We start from the raw sequence: 21,174 nt of genomic DNA, 5'->3' as shown, positions 1-21,174 counted from the left end.
ATTTATCGAGTTTGGCGCTTAATTTATAATCATAATCATTAACCATAAATACATTATTCTGTGAATTTACAGATTTATGTACCAAGAAATGATGAAAATTAGGGAATTTTAACGGTTTATTTCGTTTTATTTCGATAAATGAGATAGAGTTACTTTGGTGTGAATAGACTACTCAAGCAGAATCAAGTTTTTGAACGTGCTAACTGCTTGATAGTTGGATTTAAAAAATACTTAAAGGTCTATGGGAGGATTTGATTCTGAGGCTGTAGGCTTTGTCTGATATTCGTTAGCATGATTGAAAGAATGAGTTTTTTGATTGCTGTTTCCCAATTCCTTGCTTCTCGATATCCTTGGTGGGGTGTATGTCATCTGCGATTTGAGCCGAAAAGTCGCACTTTATATTTATTATGTGTGAATTCAGAACATCGGAGTGCTATTTTTCGTGACGCTTCAAGTCTTTCCCGTTTAGACGTGGGAATTGAACGTTTTATCGTCATTCACCCTGGTTATCCAGATATTATTATTCCCTATGTTCCTCGTCAAAGTGTGGAGTAAATTCATTCATCTTTGAATTTGAGCGAAATTTGAGCGAAAGTGTGGAGTAAGAAGAGGGCAAAAATAAAAAAAGACGCTTGAAATGCGTCTTTTCCTTCATGCATCATATGTGGGCGAGGAGAGACTCGAACTCTCACGCCTGTTGAGGGCGGCAGATTTTGAGTCTGCTGCGTCTACCAATTTCGCCACTCGCCCTTGGTGGCAACTGCACTATTATACTCCATAAAATGATTTTTTAGCAACTGTTCATATTCTTTACTTGTTGACCAGCGATCAATTTCTCTGGCTCTTAATACGGGTACGGGGTGGGTTAGTTGGGCTGTGCGAGCGGCTTTAATCATTTCCCCTAGTTCAGTTTTGCTGATATCATCGTAGGCACGGGCTTGGGCGATGAATGCGTCAAGATTGAGTTGGGGTGCGAGTTTGGGGGAACCACCAGCTAGTTTCATTAATACCGACATGACTGTGCGGGGATTTTGGGTGGCTAAAAGTGCAGCGCGATCGCAGGTAAATTCTGCACATCTAACCCATTCTAATAGTTGGGATTGTAAAGATTGGGCTAGGGCTGCACCTAAAACTGGTAGACTTGCTGCCGTGAGAATCAGCAAATTTACTGGTGTCAGATAGACACTATGGTCACATTTGAGGTGTCCCAGTTCGTGGGCAATTACTGCTTGAATCTCATCGGGTTCCAGCATGTCCACCAGGGAAGTATGGAGGACAATGAAGGGTTGTTTACCCCGCATGGCAAAGGTGTAGGCATTGGGTGCAGGATGCTGACGCAGGTACATTTGGGGTGGTTCTATGTCTAGGATTTGACAAGCTTCCGTCAGCAGTTTGTATAGGTCGGGTAATTGGTTTTCACTGACTAACACACTTGAGGCGATATTTTCTGCATAAAAAACCTGTTCCGCAACTGGACCAAGGAAGTTTCGCACCATCAAATCCAAACCAGGAATCTGTTTGAGTGCTTTTGTCGCTTCCAAATCAAGGGGATGGCGAAACGAGTCAGCTTTGAGTCCAATCAAGTTAGTTTTGAATGCAGGCATGATTTCCTAATCAAGTTGATGATTAATCACATTGTTTACTAGTATATCGATTCTGCAGGGGTGTTGGGGGAGATTTCTGTTTTCGTGCCTACCCCTAGAATTTATGAAAAATGGGCGTTGTATAATATGATTTCGCAAAAAGAGGGGAAGATGGTGAGATGCTAGAATGGGGGGATGGGAAGTATTTTTGTGTAATTGTCCTGAAAGTTTAAATTTATGCTCTGATTTAGCAATGTCTAAAAAGTAAGATTAGGAATAGTTTATGTCATCAATATCCTGAGACTTCTATATTGATTTCTGTGGAGAGTACTTCCTCCTCCAAACCTGCTTTAGTAAGGTTTTTTTGTAGTATATCTAAAACTATTTGCGGATTAGCAGTTTGCTGCATGACTTCTGCTTCTGCATCGTGACGATTTCGCACACCTGGTAAATCAACCCGTAATTCCTCCACTAGTCTAATGAGTTTCGTAATTTTTTGCTCTGTGAGCAGATTCACTTGCAGAGCTAAATGCGATCGCTTTTCTTCGAGTTGTTCCTCACGGGTTTGCCGAATGAGGACACCAGTAGCAATCATTAAGGAAGCCGCATCTATACCTTGTTCTTCCAAAGTAAATCTTGGTAAATCCCATACAAGTACACCCGTATCGGCTAAATGGGAGCAATACCCCCAAACAGCAAAAAAAATCACTTGAGCATAAAAAAACCAGGGTTTGCCAAAGGTAGCAGCAATCTTTTCTAAAATGCGTTGATGAACTGGGATTTTTCGCTCTAATTGGGTTTGCAAATTAATAATTGCCTCAATATTTTTTTCTACCTGTTCCGGTAGTCGATGAATATCTGATGTTGATAAATAATTCATAGCTGCTTTTATCGGTTATAGATCATTTAGGACAGACGCAAAAGTTATGTTAACATTGCATGTCCGCAGAACAAACAAACTCTGATGACTACTCCCTACTCCCTGTATAGACGACCCGACAGGTCGTCCGTACTCCCTATTTGTAATGGAGAATCTTAAATTAAGGAACCACCCCCATCAATCCACACCTCCGTACCTGTAATAAATTTTGCTGCATCGGAGGCTAAAAATAACACTAATTTGGCGATGTCTTCACTAGTTCCGGCTTTGTTTCCTGTGAGGGGAATATAATCCTGCATGAATTCCTCTGCTCCTGGAATCCATTCCAGATGGCGCTTGGTGGTACTTTCATTAATTGCAGTCATCACCCCACCGGGACAAATCACATTGACGCGAATATTATTTCCAGCCAGCTCCAAGGCTAACATTTTGGCAAAGGCTACTTGAGCGGCTTTGGTGGAAGCATAGGCTGTTGCACCCACTTTTTTGAAGCTACGGGTACCGTTGATTGATGATGTGATGATAATTGCACCGCCCTGTTTTTTGAGGTAAGGTACAGCATATTTAATGGTGAGAAAAGTTCCTCGCAAATTAATATTAACAGTTGAATCCCACTCATCAATTTTAATATCTTCGATGGGTGCCCATATCCCATTTACTCCAGCATTAACGAATAAAATATCTATCCTTTGATACGTATCAATAATCTGTTGAAATGCTTTTTCCATTTCTTGGGAATTGGCGACATCTGCGGCGGTTGCGAATGCCTGACCTCCGGCATTTATAATATCATCAACTGTTTCCTGTCCAGTTTCTAAATAGAGGTCAATGATTGCAACTTTTGCTCCTGCTTGAGCGAGTAAAATGGCTGTTGCTCGACCAATTCCTGACCCCCCCACCAGTAATTACGGCAACTTGATTTAAAAGTCTCATGGTGCTTTCAACCAGGATGTTTTTATCATATCCACATTTGTGATTTATTTTGGCATTCACACCGAGTATTTAACTAATTCCTTTTGGTAGAATATATACCTATCAAAGGTTATGTGATTTTGGATTTTGCAGGAAGTTGTTGTGGTTGGTTGTTCCGCAAACTTTCAGAAACGGATTTGAAAAGCTTTACTTCACGATATTTTCCCCAAATAATAATATATTTATCTATACTTATCTGTCGCGTTTATTTTTCAAATTACTGCTGCTGAATTTGGGCATTATATTTGTATGTATTCAAACCACAATCATCAGAGACGTAGCAGTGCTACGTCTCTACAGAAGGTCTGATTTGATTTAATTCTGGGGAACCCAAACAGAAACTGAACCAGCTGGACAACGGAATTCAGCCCAACCTTCCTCATTGGTTGTAATCGGTTCGCTAATATGTTCTGTAATGTCAATATAGGTACGATTTGGTTGTCCTATTTCCATATATTTACTGCCATCGCTACCATTACTAAGGACAACAGCCATACCACCGGGATGTTCTTGTGTTCCTAGTCTTGTCCAACCGATGGTATTTGCATGGTCAAAATAATCATACTGGTCTCCGTAGGCATAGGTTTGACGAGCAAATAAAAATTTATCAATCAACCATTTATGACTATCTAGCCAAATTTCATATTCATTCCCATCTTTGCCGTAATCTTTGTAATGAGCGCCGTAATAATCTGCGTAAAATATACAGGGATATCCTTCTCTTCTTAACAGGATTAAAGCGTAGGCAAGGGGTTTAAACCAAGCTTCTACCACCGATTCTAAGGATTGTAGGGGTTGGGAATCGTGGTTGTCTACTAGGGTGACTGCAAGGGTAGGTTGGTGCTGTACCAGGGTGTGATCAAAAATTTGCCGTAGGTCGTAGTTATTACCCGATTTACTGGCTATATGGAAGTTGTAATGTAAAGGTGCGTCAAATAAAGTCACTTTACCATCTGTAACACTAATAAAATGGTGTAAAGCTTCTACTTCATAGGACCAATATTCACCGACGGCAAATACCTCTCGCTTGGCATAATTGCGGACATGTTCTAACCATTCCTGGAAAAAGTCTGCGGATACGTGTTTTACCGCATCGAATCGGAAGCCATCGACACCTGTTGTGTCTATGTACCACTCACCCCAATATTTTAATTCTCCGGTAACTTCCGGGTTTTGCATGTCCAAATCGCAACCCATCAAATAGTCGAAGTTACCTTTTTCTAGGTCAACGTTACGCTCAAATTCTTTGCCTTTGAGTAAATAAATAGCCTTTTTCTCACTGTTGTAAGCATTGTAATCGATGGCATCAAAATGCCACCAATGCCATTTCATACTGGAATATTTATCACCGCGACCGGGAAAGTTAAAGTGGGTCCATGCTTTAATTTTTTGGTATTCACCGACTGTGGCGTTACGGTTTTCTGGATCGAAGGGTGTCGCTTCTACTTCTTCTTCTGCGTCTGCACCTAATTTGTGGTTAAAGACAGCATCTGCGTAGATTCTAATTCCGACTTTTTGGGCTGCTTTGATGGCACGTATATATTCGTCCTTTGTACCATATTTTGTCCGTACGGAACCTTTTTGATCAAATTCTCCTAAATCAAATAAATCATATACACCGTAACCTACATCCATTCCACCACCAGTACCCTTATATGCGGGAGGTAGCCAAAGGGAAGTAACACCCGCTTTTGCTAATTCTTCCGCGTTTTCTGCTACCTGGTTCCAGAGACTACCATCGGCTGGGTTATACCAGTGAAAATACTGCATCATTACGCCATTGGTTTCGGACATGGTTTTTATATGCTCCTGATTTGTTAAAAAAATAAATGAATTAGGCTGACGCGATCGCTATTTGGTGATCCCGTAGGTCGAATAATTTTTTTGGATATGTAAAACCGTCACAAAGACACGATATAGCCTCTTTCAGAGGAGCTTCGCTAACGCGTCTCTACATTTAGATTCATACCTAAATTCAGCAATACCTGTTTTTTAATGCCTAAAATCTGGGTTCGTACTCTATTGGGTAATGCTAGATTTAATACATACCTTTGCGGGAATGCATTGTGTGCTGTTTTCGACTGTAGAGATTATCAGCTAATTTTTTGCCACCTGCAATAAGTCTCTGGATAGGTGGGTGGATATCTTTGGATGTATTTGCGATCGCAGTTCAATCTCTCTGGGATGATATTTGTGTATTAAACATGATTAAAGTACAGGAATGCTGCTTGGATTAACCCCACTACGAAACCGAGAATTCCCCCCAGGGATACAATGGCTTGTAATTCGTTTTTGACTATACCTTCGATTGCGTCTTCTAAGTCTGCGGGGGAGGTGGATTTCACTCGGTCGATGATCACTTGATCGATGGATAGAATCGGGATGACTTGGGTGACTATTTTTTCTAAATCCCGTTCTAAGTACCTTTCTAAAACTAATGCCAATTCTTTACTCACCACTTCTAGGGAAGAATTGACTACAGAGGAGTTACTGAGACGAGTGACTAATAATACAGCAATATTTTCCCAGTCAATGGAATCACTCAAACCTTGAAGGAGTTCACCGCCACTATTTTGGAGATAATGACGGACGCTTTCACGGGTGGTTTTACGGAGTTGACGTACTGTAGATATGGGTAAATTTTGCAGGGAAATACTGAGGAGAAAGCTTTTAATGCGATCGCGTACATTTAAATCTTGGATAAGTTCGCGAATTCTGGTATTGGTAGCTTCTTTTTCGTCTAAGCAAAATGTCCGCAGTCTAGTTAAAGTGTTGCGTAAACCAAATAAATTAGCCACTACCCAATAGGTTCCGCTAGTTTTTTCCCGAAAGCTTTCGTCAATGGTTTGAATTGTCCGGTCGGTCAGGAAATCGATAATCGCTAATCGGATGGTTTCGGGTGGTAATACGACCTGTAGCAACCATTCCGCTAAACGAGTCGCTTGTTCTTCGGTGAGTTGAAATTCTAATAAAATTTGATCAAAAATTTGATTGATCTGAACTTCTAAAAAATCTTCCCGACGAGCTAAGGTTTTCAGTAGACGCGGTAGGGATTCTCCCAGCAAATCTCGTAAAATCCCTGCGAGGATTTTGGCTGTTTTCTGCTCCCGGTCAGATTTTACCTGGGAAAGGGCTGTTTGTAGTAACCATTGGATTGCTCCCTGTACCCGTTCAGTATGTAACAATCTCCTAGCTAAATTTTGTAATTCCTCTGGGGTGAGCAAAGACCCCATAATGCTATCGGAAATATTTTTCGCTAACCGTTCTTGATTACTAGGAATCAACCCAGGGGTAAACGGAACACGTCGTCCACCAATGTACCATGCACGATAGGGACGAAATAGCATTTTGATGGCTACATCATTGGTGAAATAGCCAATTATTCCTCCTAAAACGGGGGGAGATAGATAAAGCCACAGGTGAGACCAGTCCACTAATTATGATTTTGGATTTGAGATTTGAGATTTTGGATGAGGAATATAGAACACAACTGGAACAAAAGGAGAATCTTCCCTACACGCTGTTCCCTATTTTTCTATTTTTCCACTACTAGCACTCCCATCATATCGCTTGCAATTGGGTAATGTGTGGTAGCAAGGAAACCAATTTGGGTTGCGATCGCAATTTGTTCGCGTCCAGTGGGAAATTTTTCCAGACTAGGACTAATATAAGCATACTCCGCTTTTAAGCCCATTTCTGTGGCTGCGGGAACAACCCAATTATCTAAATACCACTGTTGAAATTGTCGCATCAGGAAATTATCAGGACGATGGAAGTCTAAAATTGCGGCTTTTGCTCCTGGTTTTAAAACGCGATATATTTCTCCCAAGGCTTGGGGAATATCTGTTACGTTTCTTAATCCATAACCCATTGTCGCTGCATCAAAATAATTATTAGCAAAGGGTAATTTTAATACATCTGCTTCCAACCAGCTAATATTTAAGTCTGGATAGATATTTTGACTCCGGGTTTGAGCAATATCCAATAATTCGCAGGAAAAATCCACTCCGTATACCCTTCCTTCTTTCCCTACCCGTCTCCCCAGACGAATCGTCAAATCACCGCTTCCACAGCATAAATCAATACACCTATCCCCTAATTTCGCTCCACTCCACTTAATTGTCATTTCCTTCCACACCCGATGTAAACCAAAACTCAGTTTATCGTTGAGTTGGTCGTATACGGGTGCAATGCGATTAAAAATACCGCGAATTTCTTCAGACATTTTGGATACAGGAGACAGGAGATATAATGTTTAGTTGGCAATTAATTGTGTTTTTGCAAAGTTTATCGGTTCGCATAACGCTCCACAGGAAAACAGACCTTACGAATTACGAATTATTCCCCCATTTTCAATGTACTTGATCACGCCTTCACAAGCATCTACTAGTAAATCGACCACCAAATTAAATCCTTCCACACCACCATAGTAGGGGTCAGGAACTTCCTTCAGGTCATGACGGGTACAGAAATCGCAAATTAGGTGTACTTTGTCATCGTAAACCCCCGCTCGGTCCCAGGCTAATATATTTTCGTAATTTTCCTTATCCATTGCCAAAATCAAGTCGAATTCTAGGAAATCGGATTGTTGAAACTGTCTTGCTCGACCTGTAGTTTCAATATTCAGCTTTTTGAGAATAGCTGCACTCATGCGTCGATCCGGTGGACTACCGATGTGATAATTAGATGTTCCGGCTGAATCACAGCTAATTTTATCGCTTAATCCCCGTTCTTTGAGTAAATGATTCATAATATTTTCGGCTGCTGGAGACCGACAAATATTACCAAGACACACGAATAAGATTTTATACGTCATTGTTTGAGTGTTGAGAGGAGAACTAAAACTATTGGCAGATTTTGCCGGAATTTCCAAAGAACCATTCTACACTGCTGTCTAGATTAAGAAAATATAAGTAACTTTGCCTGGGAAAATATTGGCGCTTATACTAAGCGTGATAGTTGACATCAATCCAAATCTATAACAAATATTGCCCAAAGCCACGTTTTATATCTACGTCTAATTTCTGGAAGATACTTTAAACTTGAGGTCAGGAAAATGGCAGATAGAAATGCTGAACAAGGCGAAATGGAAGCTAAACTCCAGGAATGGGGTGCAAAATTAGATGAAATGAAAGCAAAGGCAAATGATGCTCAAGCTGACATGAAAGCTGATTTGGAGCAGCGTATTGCCGCTTTAAGCGCTAAACGGGAAGCAATGCAACAAAAATTAGCTGAATTAAAGTCTGCTAGTGACGATGCTTGGGAAAGTATCAAAACTGGTTTCCAAGGTGCTTGGAGTGAGTTAAGTACTGCTTTTGAAGAGGCTGCTGCTAAATTTAAATCTTAAAGGTTTTCTGAAAAGTTGCTTTTTGTACTTAACAAGCTCGTTTTCAGGGAGTGGGGAGTCGGGAATTGTGATTAGTACTGGGGAACATAAAATCGGTTGATGTTCCCATAAAGGTTCGTTGACTACATTATTATAATTTTGGATTAAGATATCGGGTAAATAAAGTGTTTCGGTTTCTGGAATTTTCACAAATGCTGTTTTCGGAATGCGGTATGGTAGTCCCATCTGCATAAATTGAAAGGTTATTTGCCCTGCTAAAAATCCTAATACACCTTCATGTTTTCCATTGGGAGGAGGTATTTCAGTAATTATACCTCTATCTAATTCGTATTTATTGGGTGAATTTTCTGGGTAAAAGTTCGATAAATTCTTCAACTGTATATAGTTTTCATTCCGGTAAGGTTTGAGCCATAAAGTTTACCAGTATAGGCTTGACTAATTACTTTAACTTATCCAATAAGCGACTTACCCTCGCAGCTTCATTAATTTGTCTTTGTTTACGCAAAATATTCCGAGCTAATTCTAGCTGTTCAATGGCTGCTGCACGCTGTTCTTGACGCATATAGGCATTACTTAAACGCAGGTAAGCATCAGCTCGTTTTGGCGCACGGCGAATTACTTCTTGAAATTGAGCGATCGCATCCTCAACTTTTCCTTGTCGCATTAAAGTATCACCCAATAGTAAGTGTACCGCATCGTTAGTTGAATTCATGGCGATACAGTTGCGAAAGGCAGTCTCTGCGGCCTCATAATCTTCCGCTTGGTAAAAATCTACACCTTTTTTGTACCAATTAGCGGTGACAATTGTCCTCCAAGCAAAATAGATTAATAATACAGCACTTACAAATACAGATGCGATCGCAAAAATAATCTTTGGCGATAAAGTTTCTAACATAGATTACTCGCTTGTAGATAGGGAGTGGGTCGTCTCCAGGGGAGTAGGGAGTGGAAATGGTATATTGACGTCGTTTGGTCGTGTCTAAATGACATGGGGAACAAGCTTGATGCAGAGGGAACAGTTCTCAGAACCATAGGGGGAGAAAAATATTTTTCTCTTCTCACCTACCCCTCAGAATGAGCGGGGAAAGACCCCAATTTTGAATTTAACCGAAACCCAAGTTAAAATGGTACGTCTATGCCCTAGAAATACCAAAAATAACCTATAAAAATAAATGTAGGGGAAATTTGTTCACAAATTCCCGATGCTGGATAATTTATGGACTTGGCAGTCGGGAATAGCCTTCATGTAACGTTTACACCAAAAACAGATGAAATGTAGTTAATCCCTATTCCCCACTCCCTACTCACTTTCAAGTCAGGGAGTGAAAAACTCAAATATACCCTAACTTTGTGGAAAACACGTATTACACAAATAGTCCAAATTGTCACGGCTAAAGTAGATATTAGGTTGTGATTATGATCAAACTATCGAAATTGTCTGGTTCAATCCGTCAATTCCTAACCCATCTATTAGCGATCGCGTTTGGTGCAATTTTCACTTTTACTAGTTTACAAGTTCCTGCTTCCCAAGCAGAACCAGCACCAAATCTTTCGATGGAGGTTGCCCAAAGCCAATCATCTGCCAATATGGGGGGTGGAAGTAGAAGTTTTGTCACCGCAGCCGTGAATCGAGTTGGCCCGGCTGTTGTTAGGATTGATACAGAAAGAACGATTACCCGCAGTATTCCTGACCCATTTTTCGATGATCCGTTTTTCCGTCGCTTTTTTGGTGATATTCCCCGTCAATCACAGCAACAACAACGGGGTTTGGGTTCGGGTTTTATTTTTGACCGCAGTGGGTTGGTCTTGACTAATGCCCATGTGGTGGATAAGGCTGACCGGGTAAGTGTACGCCTCAAGGATGGACGAACTTTTGCTGGTCAGGTATTGGGTGAGGATGAAGTCACTGACCTGGCCGTGGTCAAAATTAATGCCGGAAATGACCTCCCTGTAGCTCCCTTGGGATCATCGGCTAATGTCCAGGTGGGTGATTGGGCGATCGCTGTTGGGAATCCCCTGGGTTTGGATAATACGGTGACGTTGGGAATTGTCAGTACCCTGAGACGTTCCAGTGCCCAGGTGGGATTAGGTGGTAATCGACGCTTGGAGTTTATCCAAACTGATGCGGCGATTAATCCGGGAAATTCCGGTGGACCGTTGGTAAATGGTAACGGTGAGGTTATCGGTATTAATACGGCAATTCGTGGTGATGCAATGGGGATTGGTTTTGCGATTCCTATTGACCGGGCTAAAAGTATTGCCGCTCAGTTACAACGGGGTGAGCAAGTTGCTCATCCATTTATTGGTGTGGGGATGGATGATATTACCCCAGAAAAAGCCCGTCGATTAAATGCTGACCCCAATTCGCCTTTGCAAATTGCGGAGGTCAATGGGATATTGGTTGTCCGTGTTGTTCCCAATTCTCCAGCTGCTAATGCGGGTATTCGTATTGGTGATGTGATTACCGAAGTTGATGGTAAACGTATTACTAAGAGTGATGAGTTACTAAATATTGTGGAAGCAAGTCGGGTAGGACAAACTTTACAATTTAAAATTCAACGGGGTAATCGAACCTTGCAAATTTCCCTCCGCACTGCTCAGTTACGGGATATTTCTTAGGATTTTGGATTTTGGATTTTAGATTATTCGATTTTGGATTACTCTTCGGTCGATCCGCTAGCCTAAAGGCATGGCTTTCGCCAACGCGTCTATGGATTTTGGATTTTAGTTAACAATTGGTAAACAATGGTGGGTGAGGACTATTTTCCTTACCCACCAATCTGTAATTTGAAGATTTTGATTTGGAACTCCCTAATAGGCATAATGAGACAAAGGTTGGGGGGAGTAGTCTGGATAGGAACGACCAGTATCTGTGGAAGTTACGGAAGTTAATGTCGCATCACTATCAAATAGGACTGCGACGAGTTCGCTTTCAGTAAAGTTAAAACCGAGGGAGTTGGCAAAACTGACTATTTTGTTTGTATCCCAGTTCCAAGCGCCAAACATTCCCCGTTGGCAGCAAGTACTGTAGTACTGTTCATAAATGTTGGCATCAGTGCTGACGACCTCGTAAAAGGCGTTGACTTGTTCAAGTGACATTATATTTATATCTCCTAATATGTCTTCGTAGATGGATGAATAATTTTTGTAAACGCATCAAGTGCGTCTTCTATGCCTGTCTTCTATATTGATGGGGACTTACTTACTTTCCTTTTTCTGTCTCGTTTCCAACCAATTATTTCCCCCACAGGAGGAGACTATGTATAGATACATGGGCATTTTGTTTGATTCCGTATCTTTAAAATTTGTCAAGCACATTGTTTGAATTTCAAAGACCCATTGGAGGCTATTTTTATTAACCTATTATGTATTTATGCTGTATTATTCATTCGTGTCCACACTAGGTTCCCACGGATAAAAAATAAGAAGAGAATATCAAGAGATAGTTCCAGGTTTCACACTTTTGAGGGAGAATGTCATCCGTGGGAATGCGGAAAAAGGGGAACTAGGGGAATTTCGCGAGGGTGAAGTTTTGCGTATTTCCATCTCCAAGTGTAAATATACATCTTTGCTGCCATTGCTGACTGAATTTTTCCCTGGAGAAATGGGAATCCTAGCAATAGGGTTTTAGTTCCAGACAAAAATGCTGAAAGTTGTTGTTGGTCATAGTGATGACCCAGATAGTCAAAGTGCGATCGCGGATGTTCTCAAACAGTGTTGTGCTGATTTAGGGGAGGTTAAACCCAATGCTGGTATCCTCTTTGCTGCGATTGATTTTGAACACCAATTGATTGTGGAGGAAATTAATCGAGTATTTCCTGGTTTGGATTTAATTGGTTGTACTACCGATGGAGAAGTATCCTCAGTACTAGGTTTTCAACAGGATTCCCTGACTTTAATGTTATTTGCCGTTGATGGGGATCGGATCCAAATAGGGGTCGGTGTGGGTTTGGGGGTAAAGGAGAATCCCCTGCTAGCAGCCGAAAAAGCTGTATCAATTGCCACACAAAAACTAGACAAACCAGTTAAATTATGTATTCCCTTACCAGCTAGCTATATTGCTGATGGTTCTACAACTAGTGGAGAAGATATTCTTCAGGGTTTAAAAGCAGTTTTAGGCGAAAATTTACCGATTGTGGGGGGGACAGCCGGGGATCAATTTCGGTTTCAAAAGACCTATCAGTTTTATCGAACAGAGGTATTAACTGATGCCTTACCGATTTTACTATTGGCGGGTGATATCCATTGTTCCTTTGGAGTCGATTGTGGTTGGCAACCCATCGGAAATAGGAGTGTGGTGACAAAATCCCAAGGTAATATTGTTTATGAAATCGACGGTAAACCAGCCATTGAATTTTACCACAAATATCTAGGCGATCGCGCTCCTAATGCCGAACATCCTTTAGCAGTGTATATCGAAGATAGCGATCGCTATTATATGCGGGTTCCCAATAAAACGGATTTGGAAATTGGCAGTATTCATTTTTTGGCAGAAGTTCCTCAACAATCGATGATCCGCATGACCAGTATTAGTCGGGATGAAGTTATTGGAGCTGCTAAAACCGCATGGCAAATCGCTTTCAATGATTATCCGGGAAAAGAACCGCAAGCAGTTTTAATTTTTTCCTGTTGTTGTAGACGCTGGCTGTTGGGAACACGTACCCAAGAAGAGTATCAACTGATTCAGTCTAGTTTCCGTGAAAAAGTGCCTACATGTGGATTTTATACCTATGGAGAATTTGCACCCCTAGCCCTGGCTGGTGAAAGTTACTTTCATCAAGAAACATTTGTGACATTACTCATCGGGACAAAATAGATGTGTATAGAGTCTACAGAGTACGAGCAAAGAATTCAAGAATTGGAGAAAAAAGTCAGGATTTTGACCAAAAAACTCCAGCGTTCGGAAGCTGATAGACGACAGTTAGAGGATGCTAGTCAAGAGCAAGAAATTGTCCTTAAAAGCGTGATTAAGGAATTAGAAACATCTCAAATGGATTTAAAGTCTCGGAGTCAGGAGTTAGAAGCAGCCTTGAATAATTTGACTAATTTACAAGTGAAATTGGTCGAGTCTGAAAAAATGTCAGCTTTAGGAGTGATGGTAGCAGGGATTGCCCATGAAATTAACAATCCAGTGAGTTTTATCTATGGAAATTTACCCCATGCCCAAGGATATATTGAAGATTTATTGGTGCTTTTAAATTCCTATCAGCAATATTATCCCCAACCAGTAGATGAAATTCAAAAGTTGATAGAATCCATCGATATAGATTTTCTCAAAAAAGATTATCTATTGTTATTTGACTCGATGAATCTGGGGGTGGAAAGAATTGCCAAAATCGTCCAATCTTTGAGAACTTTCTCCCGTTTAGATGAAGCCGACTTGAAAACAGAGGTAAATATTCATGAAGACATTGAAAATACCCTCAAGCTTTTAAATCACCGCTTACAAAATTCTGCTGTTTTTCCCCAGGGAATTACTGTGATTAAAAATTTTCACCACCTACCGAGAATAGATTGTTATTCCCGCCAATTGAATCAAGTATTTATGAATCTCATTGTCAATGCTATTGATGCTCTCGAAAGTCATGCTCATCATTTTAAAAATTATCATAAAATGCATCCAGAGGTCAATCCGACCGTGGATATTCCCATCAGCGATTACCAACTACCAACAATTCAAATTAGCACACAGCAACTTAATCATCAGTGGATTGCGATTGAAATTGCTGATAATGGTATTGGTATCTCTCCAGAATATCATTCCCGATTATTTGACCCATTTTTTACGACTAAACCTGTTGGTAAGGGAACCGGTTTAGGATTATCAATTGCCTATCAAATTATTGTCCAACAACATGGAGGAACTATTGATTGTGAATCAACTCCAGGTAAAGGGACTAAATTCATTATCAAAATTCCCCTGCGTCAAAGTTAAAAATTAAGGGAGTAGTGAGTAGCCACTCGTAGTTGTGCTTTGCAAGTTATAATTATTTACACCTAACTACTTATAATTATGTCTCAATACCAATCTAGTATTCGACGGAATAAAAACACCCAGCTTGTAGATAAGGGAAATAAATTTGTTCCTCCTCTAGAACAAATTAAAAATGTGGTTGTAGTACCTTTTATCGCAGAAGATAAACTAGTCTGTGGTCTCAAAAATGCTCAGATTACCCTTCCTAGTAGATGTACACAAATATACGATTTAGATTGTTTTGATACTGTACAACGGGAATTACGGGAAAGTGTAGGAATTATTACTGGTGAGTTAAAACTACTGAAAGTACTGGCATCAGATTATTACGGTACGAAACCAGAACAGCTAGCCTATATTGTTGTGTTTGCGACCATAGCAGAGAAGTTCTTATACTCAACTAGCAATTTAGGAATGCATTGTCGCTTAGGTCGAAAAGTTGTCTCTTTGGAAACTTTTTTCCGTGAACACAAATCTAACCATCAACAACTGGTTGAGGAAATTGTGATTACAGGTAGACAATTAGCCTTTGACACCTCTCCCAGGGATGAAATTATGGAAAAATTTAAACTTGATCGCCTAGAAATTCAGTTTGCAAAAGAACAAGCACAGCGACGTGCAAGAAAAAGTTGGTTGTATGATAATCCCGATTATGCCGCAGGAGTAAGTCTTGCTAATTCGATGAAACAACGTGGAATCTGGATTTATGGGTAAATTGGTTTAATATTCGCTTGATGTAGAGGGAGTGGGATAAATGAGCTTATTTCTTCCCCTGTTCCCCTCTCTTGCGCTCCCTGACTCCCTCTGACAAAATCGATAAGCGTACCGTATCACCGTCATTTAATGGCCCACTACTGCGACTGACGTAGGATTCCCCTGGTTGTAAACCATTTAAAACTTCCACCTTTCCATCCGCAGTTTCCCCTAACTTAACTGGACGGGATGTTACTTGTGGTTTTGGACTATTGGGATTAATTACAAATATATTGCCCTCTTGGGGTTGGTTGGAAGAGTTAGTGGAAGATTGATCTCGGTTTTGTTGTTGGCGTTTTTGGGTAGTTGTCAAGGCTGTCAGGGGAATGACGATGCGAGAAGTATTATTATTCTCAAATTGAATCCTAGCAAGTAAACCGCTACTAATACGTTGATTGGGATTAGACATCACCACCTCCACCGGAATTAGTCGAGCGGTGGGGTCTGCGCTGGGAGCAATTCGACTCACTTTACCAGTGTACGACTGGTCGGGAAAGGCATCGAGGCGAATTTGCACTGGTTGACCGACACGAATTTGACTTAGGTCGAGTTCGGAAACTTGGGTGATAATTCTGATTTGGCTAAAATCACTGAGCCTAACAACTTCGCCACCGGGTTGTAAAAAATTACCAGGCTCACTGACCCTGGCACTGACTACACCTGTAATTGGGGATACCAGTTGGGCATAGGCGCGGCGTTTTTTGGCTTCGGCAACTGCGGCGGTTTGGGCTAATACACGCCCCTGGGCTGTTTTCACAGCTTGAGTATCAGTTTGTACTTTCTCCTGGGCTGCACGGAGGGCTTTCGCGGCGGTTTGGGCTGTAGTTTGGGCTTGTTCGGCGCTTTGGAGGGGAACTGCACCCTCAGCTGCTAATTTTTTGAATCTGTTAGCATCGGCGATGGCTTGATTATACTGCAAGCGCAGCCGTTCCACTTCAACCCGGCTATTGGCAACTTGGGAATTTAATCTTGCGACCTCCGATTGGAGAGAAGCTAATTCTGCTTCTGCTTGGTTGAGGGCTGTACGTAGAAGAGCATCATCCACCTGGCCCAGATTTTGCCCTTTTTGGACGCGATCGCCGACATCGATACTTAGTCCTAAAAGTTGTCCCTGGATTTGCGATCGCAATGACACTTCTCGTTGTGGTAAAGTTGTACCTGTGTATTCAACTTGACTACGTAAACTTTCTGGACGGGCAATTCTCACATCCACCGATGGGGTAGTGTTTCTTGCACCCCTTTCACCCCTTGTTTGGGGACGTGCTTGAACTGCGTCTGGGGATTTTTCCCCACAGGCGACAATTGATAGTAACAAAAATAAGCAAGTAGGTGCGAGTTTTCTCGGATGCAATAACTGCGATTGATTGAATTTACTGATGATAAAAGGTTTTGCGATAAGTTTAATTAGTAAACTGAATACATTAATTTGCCGAGTCTTCCCATCTCCATGCATCTGGTAGTTTCCCCTCTTGACACGGGTTTTGAGCTATTTTGAACCAATAACCCTTTTACAGATAACATGCATTAAATTCGACTACAAGTGAAAATCTTCATATTTGGGAGGACACCGGACAAAGACCACACTAGAACACCCTAACCCCTCTCGAAGAATAGACCCATGTAGCGCGACCTTGAGAAATCCATTACAAATATTGGCGTTGCTGAATTTGGGTATGAATTTAAAATTATTTACATTTTGTATTCCAACCAAAACCATTGTAGAGACGTAGCAATGCTACGTCTCTACAACACAACGTTAAATTTTTAATTCATGTCTGTATTCCCCAACACCAAAATATTTAGGTTTATTTTGATCTTGCTGTTAGGTTCCCCGGACGAATCTCCTGGGCAATAATTACAGGTTGATTCTGGAATCTTTGATAGGTACTATCTTGCAGGTCTAAATTAAACTCTCGTTCAATCGCTGGAATCGATAGATTGCGAACTGTTCCTGTAATTCTCAAGTTAGTACTACCTCGATTCGGTAGTTGAACAGGTTGTCCAGAAGCATTGATCACTAAAATCGATTTTTGGGGAAAATTTTCTTGATTACTAACGGTAAAAGCACTTTTCCCCACTGATTCAATCTGATTGGCTTCGACCGTTACCGTTTTACCAATAAAATCCTCCACTTGACTAACCACCGTCGTCGCAGAAGTAGACTTTTGGGAGTTTTCCGTCGGTGAATTAGCTTCTTGGTTAGACAGGATCATCATTGCAAACAGGAACAAAAAGACGATTAATCCCATGTCCCAAATCGTCTTGATGATTCCGTTACCACGTGGATTACCTTCATTGTCAACTTGACTAACGTGAAATTTATCCATGATAGAAGTACCACTATTTATGAGTGAAGATTTTCGCTTGAGTACCAAAATCAAGCTGTTGCTGCTGATTTTTGGGGAAATTCCCAAAATATAAAAGTCAGAGTGAATTCAGTTGATTAGTGAATTGAGACTTGTTTGCAAACAAAATGGCGTAGATTGGTTGATCTAGTCCTTGGTATGCAAGGATTGGTAATCTACAAATCCTGGGGTATGAGAGTATCCTCCTTGTTGAGAGAGGATGACAAACTCAACAGGGGAAGCTTGACATGAAGTCACGTCAACCCAGAAAAATGACTATGGAATAATTGCTAATGATTGAAGACTGTCCACCAGAAATCTCCTCAAAAAGGGGGATTCTCAACCCTATTGTTGCGTGACGGGCTAGTGAAATAAACTATGGGAACACTGACTACACAGAACCTATTCACCCTGAGAAACGAATACCTAACTGCCTTAACTTCGGTCAGCTAGTTACACCACCCGCCAACTTAATTAGAATCTAACCAACTAATTAGCTTGTACTATTCTGATTTCATAAATTCATTGTAAAAAAATTTTTTGATTTTTACCAGCTTCTCCGCAAAAATATTTACAAATTTTGCTCGTAGAGACCAGGATCTAGTCCCAGCAATTGTCAGCTGTGTCGAATCAAAATCATGTGTCTATGAAAAATCACATTTACCAGCGAACCACCTACCCCATCAATATATCTTGTTGTCTAATGTATACTGCATTCCTGTCGCCCTATCGACTTTGCAATAGATATTAATCTTTCACGGAATTAAATTATTTAGCGTTGCAAATATTCACAATCTCTGCAATCAAATTTAAGACCACATAGGTTATGAGGAGTTTGTAGTTGTGGCTTTAGCTAATGCATAAACTTCCGCCTTTCGACATATATAGACGTGGAACCAGGTCTGAGGTTTCCCGTCTCAGATTTTGTATATACCTGTACAAGTCTAGGACTGAAGAATATTTTGAGAATTTTGACTGGTGGATGATTCTGTCAACAGGTAATCAAATTGACTTGATTGGACTGACCGCACGGACTACCGATTCACGTCCTTGTGTAAACGTGTAGTAGCTATAGTCCAAGATAACGTGACCTACATCTGTAGGGTTGTAAGCTGTCTCAAAACAAGATTCCTTTTTCACGAGTACGTAAGTCTGATTGAAGTTTTTTTTAAATAATCTGCAATATGCGTCCGAAAAACTATTATCAGTATTTGTATGTAAAACTATCCAAATAGATATCACAAATCAAGTAATGCCTTACCGTAATTGCGTTTATGAAAGTGTGAAGTCAGGGAGATAAAAAGTGATTCGGATATTAATTGATGCCGACCTGATTATAGAAGCATTATTAAATCGAAATGGACTTGTCGGAGATATTAACCAACTATTTGATCGTGTTAATCCATTCTTACAATTTTTTGTGACTGATATCGGTTGGCAAAAAATATATACTTGTATTAGTTGTCTACAAAATTCCTGTGCTACGCCTATTATCATGGATTGGTTAAGGGAAAAAATTCAAATTTGCAAAATTGATAAAATGATTGTCCAGCAAGCAAGAAATAATCCTATTCAAGATTTTGAGTCGGCGATTGAATTTATTTGTGCTACAGGTAAAAAGTTTGATGCAATTGTGACGCATCATGGTGAAAACTTTAATCCAATTACCCACCAATTGAGGATTTGGTCGGTTGAAGATTTATGGATTCGAGCGAATTTAGAAACCCAATTTCAAAAGCTAACATCCAATCAAATTCCCACCTATTTATCTTCTTAGTTTGGAGGGAATAGGGAGTGGGGAGTAGGAAAAGCCACTTTATATTAGTTTCAAATAGTGTATTTGTTGTTATCAACTACTCCCGATTACCGTAGAGACGACCCTACAGTTCGTCTCTACAGGGAATAATTTTAACCTAAAATTCTAATTCTACTTTTGCTTGGCTGCAAAAATCAAATATGCGAGGCTTCTTGAGCTTCTATACATCTATTTTTGCGACTACCATACCCTGAAAAGCTTACAGGATATAGAGACACGATATAGCGCGTCTTTACTATTTTTCAATCAGCCCTAATTAGGTGTTTTTTTTAGTTGTTCTAATCGATAGTTTGCTTCTTGAATTTGAATTTCTAACAGCATTAAGTTCGCTTCCATTGCCTTTTGTTGAGTTTCTAATATTTCTGTTTCCTTGCGTAATCGCATCATCCGCATTTTATGGTCTTGAGTACGTCCGGGTTGATAAATTAAACCTAAATAGATGGTAACGTTCGCTGGATCTAGGGTGTTAATTCCGGCCGATAAATTAAAGCCGAAGTCGTTTTCCGTATTGACAAAAGCATTGGGTAAATAATTCAGGGGGTATATATTGGGATAATTCAGGTTAGTAGAATTATTGTTGTTATTGTTGACTGGTACTTGTTGACTGTTTTGATTTACCTGGTTAAAACTGGAGTTCTCTCCAATTGTGTTGCTCTGGTTGGTGTCTGCTGTTTGAGCTACCACTGGAAGGTTTAATCCTGTAAGGATAAAACTCAGGAGGACAAAGCTAATGGGGGATAGGTGGGAACCTGGAAAATACTGATTAGACATGATGGGATTAGTTTAAAGCGCGATCGCCAACATATAATTTCCTCATTGTATCTGTTTTTCTCAGTACAACCCTAATCTTTGATCTAAACCTACCTGGAAAATCAATTGTCATCATTTTTTGACATGATGCTAGGGTAATTCCGGATTTGGGTTTTTACTTGCTGTAAATAGTTGAGTGTGTAATTACAGCATAGATATAGTTTGTACAATTAGTTTGTACAACTTTGTGGAGAGGTGAGCAGGAACTATGCAACTATTCTCTGCAACCGATTCTTGTCACTACTTGTATGCATAGGTGATTTTTTCCATGAGAAAATCTGCTTTTCTGCTTCATAATTATTTATGAAGTTTTATTTTTTTTGTGATTTTTCTCTGAGTAAACAATTTAATGGCAAAGTCAGAGGAGGTGTAATTTATATAGCTAGGTGAGGCTGATAAAAATTATGAAATGCCGTGACAATAGATTATCTACTGATTCATTATTTTACAACCTGGTATTAGTGTTTTGTCCTAGCCCAGATTAAAATGTTGGTAAAAGTTTGATAAAGTAAGATAAGTTTGTTGATGATATCAGTCACAATTTAATTACGAAAGTAATGTCATAAATTTCAACTCTGGAATCGATGCGCTATGCGCAACCCAACCAGAGACGCAAGTAGCAACTGGATGCGGCCAAATATAATGTTATATTTACAACTTCAAAATGGCAAATTAGTACTGAGGAGATACGCGA

General features: G+C 40.3%; 20 protein-coding genes and 1 tRNA gene. 7 read left to right on the top strand and 14 right to left on the bottom strand.

Annotation, left to right across the window (positions count from 1 at the left end):
• Positions 1-303 precede the first annotated feature (303 nt).
• The gene (locus CDC37_RS12620) at positions 304-555 is read left to right on the top strand and encodes a hypothetical protein (RefSeq protein ID WP_096626155.1); all 252 of its coding nucleotides are present in this window, start codon (positions 304-306) and stop codon (positions 553-555) included.
• 110 nt (positions 556-665) lie between these two features.
• On the opposite strand, the gene CDC37_RS12615 is transcribed toward CDC37_RS12620, so the two are convergent.
• The 8 genes from CDC37_RS12615 to CDC37_RS12580 all read right to left on the bottom strand — a co-directional run bounded on the left by CDC37_RS12615 (position 666) and on the right by CDC37_RS12580 (position 8,251).
• Positions 666-750 (bottom strand) — tRNA-Leu (locus CDC37_RS12615).
• Positions 729-1,604, bottom strand: coding sequence for a M48 family metallopeptidase (locus CDC37_RS12610; RefSeq protein WP_096622293.1), 876 nt, complete (start codon positions 1,602-1,604; stop codon positions 729-731). Before CDC37_RS12610 ends, CDC37_RS12615 begins: the two co-directional genes overlap by 22 nt.
• A gap of 268 nt (positions 1,605-1,872) precedes the next feature.
• Positions 1,873-2,463 carry a DUF1003 domain-containing protein gene (locus CDC37_RS12605; RefSeq protein ID WP_096622292.1) on the bottom strand — a complete coding sequence of 197 codons (591 nt, stop codon included), beginning with the start codon at positions 2,461-2,463 and terminating at the stop codon, positions 1,873-1,875.
• Positions 2,464-2,618: 155 nt separating this feature from the next.
• Positions 2,619-3,362, bottom strand: coding sequence for an SDR family oxidoreductase (locus tag CDC37_RS12600; protein ID WP_231943046.1), 744 nt, complete (start codon positions 3,360-3,362; stop codon positions 2,619-2,621).
• A 388-nt stretch (positions 3,363-3,750) separates the two neighbouring features.
• Positions 3,751-5,229 carry an alpha-amylase gene (locus CDC37_RS12595; RefSeq protein WP_096622291.1) on the bottom strand — a complete coding sequence of 493 codons (1,479 nt, stop codon included), beginning with the start codon at positions 5,227-5,229 and terminating at the stop codon, positions 3,751-3,753.
• A 404-nt stretch (positions 5,230-5,633) separates the two neighbouring features.
• Positions 5,634-6,869, bottom strand: a complete 1,236-nt coding sequence (locus tag CDC37_RS12590; protein ID WP_096622290.1) for a DUF445 domain-containing protein — start codon at positions 6,867-6,869, stop codon at positions 5,634-5,636.
• 101 nt (positions 6,870-6,970) lie between these two features.
• Entirely contained in the window at positions 6,971-7,660 is a 690-nt protein-coding gene (gene ubiE, locus CDC37_RS12585) for a bifunctional demethylmenaquinone methyltransferase/2-methoxy-6-polyprenyl-1,4-benzoquinol methylase UbiE (RefSeq protein ID WP_096622289.1), read from the bottom strand.
• A 99-nt stretch (positions 7,661-7,759) separates the two neighbouring features.
• A complete protein-coding gene (locus CDC37_RS12580) occupies positions 7,760-8,251 on the bottom strand; it encodes a low molecular weight protein-tyrosine-phosphatase (protein WP_096626153.1) in 492 nt (163 codons plus the stop codon).
• A 240-nt stretch (positions 8,252-8,491) separates the two neighbouring features.
• Here CDC37_RS12580 and CDC37_RS12575 point away from each other — a divergent pair, with 240 nt between their 5' ends.
• Positions 8,492-8,782, top strand: coding sequence for a hypothetical protein (locus tag CDC37_RS12575; RefSeq protein WP_096622288.1), 291 nt, complete (start codon positions 8,492-8,494; stop codon positions 8,780-8,782).
• Here the strand turns inward: CDC37_RS12575 and CDC37_RS25785 are convergent.
• Together CDC37_RS25785 and CDC37_RS12565 are read right to left on the bottom strand one after the other, a co-directional pair.
• Positions 8,738-9,157 carry a Uma2 family endonuclease gene (locus tag CDC37_RS25785; RefSeq protein WP_197707007.1) on the bottom strand — a complete coding sequence of 140 codons (420 nt, stop codon included), beginning with the start codon at positions 9,155-9,157 and terminating at the stop codon, positions 8,738-8,740. The two genes, CDC37_RS12575 and CDC37_RS25785, sit on opposite strands and share 45 nt — an antisense overlap.
• Before the next feature lie 64 nt (positions 9,158-9,221).
• Positions 9,222-9,677 carry a tetratricopeptide repeat protein gene (locus CDC37_RS12565; RefSeq protein WP_096622287.1) on the bottom strand — a complete coding sequence of 152 codons (456 nt, stop codon included), beginning with the start codon at positions 9,675-9,677 and terminating at the stop codon, positions 9,222-9,224.
• 524 nt (positions 9,678-10,201) lie between these two features.
• On the opposite strand from CDC37_RS12565, the gene CDC37_RS12560 reads away from it, so the two are divergent.
• Positions 10,202-11,401 (top strand): HhoA/HhoB/HtrA family serine endopeptidase, encoded by a 1,200-nt coding sequence (locus CDC37_RS12560; protein WP_096626151.1) that lies wholly within the window; start codon positions 10,202-10,204, stop codon positions 11,399-11,401.
• A gap of 192 nt (positions 11,402-11,593) precedes the next feature.
• On the opposite strand, the gene CDC37_RS12555 is transcribed toward CDC37_RS12560, so the two are convergent.
• On the bottom strand, positions 11,594-11,881 hold the full coding sequence (locus CDC37_RS12555) for a Nif11-like leader peptide family natural product precursor (protein ID WP_096622286.1): 288 nt from the start codon (positions 11,879-11,881) through the stop codon (positions 11,594-11,596).
• A 544-nt stretch (positions 11,882-12,425) separates the two neighbouring features.
• Between CDC37_RS12555 and CDC37_RS12550 the strand changes: the two genes are divergently transcribed.
• The 3 genes from CDC37_RS12550 (at position 12,426) to CDC37_RS12540 (ending at position 15,470) form a co-directional block, all read left to right on the top strand.
• Positions 12,426-13,598: an FIST signal transduction protein gene (locus tag CDC37_RS12550; protein WP_096622285.1), complete on the top strand. Its 1,173-nt coding sequence runs from the start codon at positions 12,426-12,428 to the stop codon at positions 13,596-13,598.
• Positions 13,599-13,604: 6 nt separating this feature from the next.
• The gene (locus CDC37_RS12545; RefSeq protein ID WP_096626149.1) at positions 13,605-14,717 is read left to right on the top strand and encodes a sensor histidine kinase; all 1,113 of its coding nucleotides are present in this window, start codon (positions 13,605-13,607) and stop codon (positions 14,715-14,717) included.
• Positions 14,718-14,795: 78 nt separating this feature from the next.
• Positions 14,796-15,470 (top strand): hypothetical protein, encoded by a 675-nt coding sequence (locus tag CDC37_RS12540; protein WP_096622284.1) that lies wholly within the window; start codon positions 14,796-14,798, stop codon positions 15,468-15,470.
• 46 nt (positions 15,471-15,516) lie between these two features.
• On the opposite strand, the gene CDC37_RS12535 is transcribed toward CDC37_RS12540, so the two are convergent.
• Positions 15,517-16,962 carry an efflux RND transporter periplasmic adaptor subunit gene (locus CDC37_RS12535; protein ID WP_096622283.1) on the bottom strand — a complete coding sequence of 482 codons (1,446 nt, stop codon included), beginning with the start codon at positions 16,960-16,962 and terminating at the stop codon, positions 15,517-15,519.
• Positions 16,963-17,314: 352 nt separating this feature from the next.
• A complete protein-coding gene (locus CDC37_RS12530) occupies positions 17,315-17,836 on the bottom strand; it encodes a hypothetical protein (RefSeq protein WP_096622282.1) in 522 nt (173 codons plus the stop codon).
• Positions 17,837-19,157: 1,321 nt separating this feature from the next.
• On the opposite strand from CDC37_RS12530, the gene CDC37_RS12525 reads away from it, so the two are divergent.
• Positions 19,158-19,631 carry a hypothetical protein gene (locus tag CDC37_RS12525; RefSeq protein ID WP_096622281.1) on the top strand — a complete coding sequence of 158 codons (474 nt, stop codon included), beginning with the start codon at positions 19,158-19,160 and terminating at the stop codon, positions 19,629-19,631.
• A gap of 291 nt (positions 19,632-19,922) precedes the next feature.
• On the opposite strand, the gene CDC37_RS12520 is transcribed toward CDC37_RS12525, so the two are convergent.
• Entirely contained in the window at positions 19,923-20,441 is a 519-nt protein-coding gene (locus CDC37_RS12520; RefSeq protein WP_096622280.1) for a hypothetical protein, read from the bottom strand.
• Between the last annotated feature and the right edge of the window lie 733 nt (positions 20,442-21,174).

It is taken from the genome of Calothrix sp. NIES-3974, from assembly GCF_002368395.1.
Taxonomy (GTDB): domain Bacteria; phylum Cyanobacteriota; class Cyanobacteriia; order Cyanobacteriales; family Nostocaceae; genus NIES-3974.
The sequence above is the reverse complement of the archived record's forward strand: the minus strand, read 5'-3'. Positions and strand labels throughout refer to the sequence as shown.